Genomic DNA, 2,877 nt, shown 5'->3' with positions numbered 1-2,877 from the left:
AAAAAATTTCATATTAATAATCGATAAAATCATAACTATAATGAGTAAAACAACTCCGGCTGCTGATGCATAACCTAATTCAAGATTCTCAAATGCACGCTGATATATATAGTAAACTATAGTTTTACTTGCATTCATCGGACCACCATTAGTCATAACATATATTTCAACAAAAACTTTCATTGCAGAAATTGAGCTTATTATACTAACAAGGGCGATTGTAGGTTTTAAATAAGGTATTGTAACCGCAATATGCTTATGAACTTCATTTGCACCATCTATATCAGCAGCCTCATAAAGATCTCTTGGAACAGCGGTTAAAGCAGCCATATAAATTACCATATAATATCCAATCCCCTTCCAGACAGTTACAACAATAACTGAATAAAGAGCAACATTTGGATCAGTAAGCCAACCTATTGCCGGAAGATTTAGTAAGCTTATTATATAATTTAATATACCATTACTGGCATATAACCATTTCCACGCTATACCTGCAACAACAATTGAGACAATAACAGGAATATATATAAGAGTTCTATAGATAGAAACTCCTCTTAACTTTTGATTAACAAAAATAGCGATAATTAACGGCAAAACAACAAGAACAGGCACCGCTACAACAAGATAAATAAAGGTATTTATCATTGTTTTATAAAAAACAGGTGAACTGAACAACTCTACATAATTAGCAAGCCCAACCCATTCAGGACTATAAATATTATGCCTATAACTTTGAAAACTAAGTAAAAAGCTTTCAAAGAAAGGAATAAAGAAAAACACCAAGAGTACGATCCCTGCAGGTATAAGAAATAAATATGGTACAAACGGTTTATAATGCCTAATCAAATTTCATTCTCTCCAAAAGTTAATTGTAAATATTTTAATCAAATTTATTAAATATTTTTTATATTCCCATAATTTTAAAATTTATGTGTTTTAATAATCTTACTATCAAATTAATTGTTCTAATAAAATTGTATACAGTTGGGGTGGATTATGGCAACTTTCGCTACAACCAATAAAAAAGATAAAAGAGACATAGTAAAGATTAAAACCAAAGAAAATTTTTATAAAAGTGTCTCAAACTTAATGTCAAAAGCTAATGACATAGCAATAGAAACCAAAATACATCCAAATAAACCTGAGGTGGGTAATGCTAGTCTTATTGCAAGAGGCGGTATACCTGAATCTCATAGACTTCTTGCTGATAGCTTTATGATTATTAAGAGAATCTTTGGTAAACCAGTTGTTCAGTGTAAGCCTACAGCTGAAGAAATCGATTTTTTAGCTAAATACGACTTTAACCCAATAGAATTTTCAACTTATAAACAAATTGAAGAAGAATTATCTCTTTTAAAAAAATGGTATTACTCAAGAAGTCCTGAAATTCAGAGAGCCTCAGATAGAATAATCTCTATTAGGGTTAAAGAACTAAGAAATCTAATCGCAACAAATTATGTAAGTATTACAAATGATCTATATAACGGCTATAATGCTTTGGAAAAATACTTTGAAAATATTTCAAAATATCAAAAATAATAAAAATACTTCATTTGATCTAAATTTTTAAAAAGCCTTAACTTAGTAAGTTAAGGCTTTTTAATCAAGAAAGTTAAAAATTGTAACGAATACAAGCATTTAGCCTAAAGTTTTAATACTAATATACCGAATAAATTAAAAGAAAATAAAATATTCAATCATACATAAGTATGAGAAATTTCTTACTTAAGAATAATACTAAAGTATTAAAACAACACTTATTATATTTAAGTAGGGCGGTGCTTCCCTTAAATGCATCATGAAGTACTTCATTTTTATTCAGGGATGTGTATGTTAGATAAGGAGAATCTATATGGGTATCGTTGTTAACACAAACGTTAGCTCATTTATCGTTCAGAGAAGTTTATCCAGTGCGACATCTAGTATGAGCAAATCTTTAGAAAGATTATCAACCGGTTACAGAATTAACCGTGCAGCAGATGACGCAGCAGGTCTTACAATTTCTGAATCATTAAAATCACAAGGAAGAGGTGCTGAAGTAGCAGCATCTAACGCTCAAGCCGGTGTAAACCTATTGCAAACAGCTGAAGGTGACCTTGGTATTATTCAAGAAAACCTTCAAAGAATCAGAGATCTAGCAATTCAAGCAGCTAATGGCACTAATGACACAGCTGAAAGAGGCGCTATCAAAGATGAAGTAGAACAACGTGTTAAAGAAATTTCAAGGATAGCAACTAGTTCATCATTTAATACCATTAAGTTATTAGACGGATCACAAACAAGCTTATCACTTCAAATCGGTCCTAACTTTAACTCAACAGCTGTAACCTTGAACTCTTTAACAATAGGTTCACCTTTAGGAAAAGCTGATGCTACAACATTAGGTATTAATACCACAACCAGTACATTCTTAACCACCAGCTTCTCTACATCACTCAAATGTTCAAGTTATATTTCTCTAATCGATAGTGCTATCTCTACAATCTCAACTAGAAGATCTACTATCGGTTCTTTACAAAACCGTCTCGAATCCACCATTCAAAGTTTAGCCATTAAGAAAGAAAATGTAATGGCTGCTGAATCCAGAATCAGAGACGTTGATGTTGCTAAAGAAGCTGCTTTCTTAACCAAAAACCAAATATTACAACAAGCTTCTGCTAGTTTATTAGCCCAAGCTAACCAGGCTCCTAGTGTTGCTCTTAGTTTAATCTAGAAGTAATTCAAGCTAAAAACTAGTACGAAAAAATAAAGACCTCCCTAAGGGAGGTCTTTATTTTAGTTTTTTAAATGAATTACCCCCGCAGCAGAGCTACGGGGGTATCTACGTGTGCGATTACTTAAAACAAACTTAGTTGCTCACTGTGCAGTTTTTTA

Annotated in this window: 3 protein-coding genes; 2 read left to right on the top strand and 1 reads right to left on the bottom strand. The window is 31.8% G+C overall.

The genetic code is table 11. The features are described from left to right. A partial coding sequence (locus tag A2255_01590) for a lactose ABC transporter permease (GenBank protein OGI19757.1) occupies positions 1–849 on the bottom strand: 849 nt, incomplete at its 3' end. 150 nt (positions 850–999) lie between these two features. Here A2255_01590 and A2255_01585 point away from each other — a divergent pair. Together A2255_01585 and A2255_01580 are read left to right on the top strand one after the other, a co-directional pair. After that, positions 1,000–1,542: a hypothetical protein gene (locus tag A2255_01585; protein OGI19756.1), complete on the top strand. Its 543-nt coding sequence runs from the start codon at positions 1,000–1,002 to the stop codon at positions 1,540–1,542. A 313-nt stretch (positions 1,543–1,855) separates the two neighbouring features. Further along, complete coding sequence (locus A2255_01580; GenBank protein OGI19755.1) at positions 1,856–2,716, top strand: hypothetical protein; 861 nt, start codon at positions 1,856–1,858, stop codon at positions 2,714–2,716. Positions 2,717–2,877 lie beyond the last annotated feature (161 nt).

The sequence above is a fragment of the Candidatus Melainabacteria bacterium RIFOXYA2_FULL_32_9 genome (genome assembly GCA_001784615.1).
Classification (GTDB): domain Bacteria; phylum Cyanobacteriota; class Vampirovibrionia; order Gastranaerophilales; family UBA9579; genus UBA9579.
This window is presented reverse-complemented; position numbering and strand designations above follow the sequence as displayed.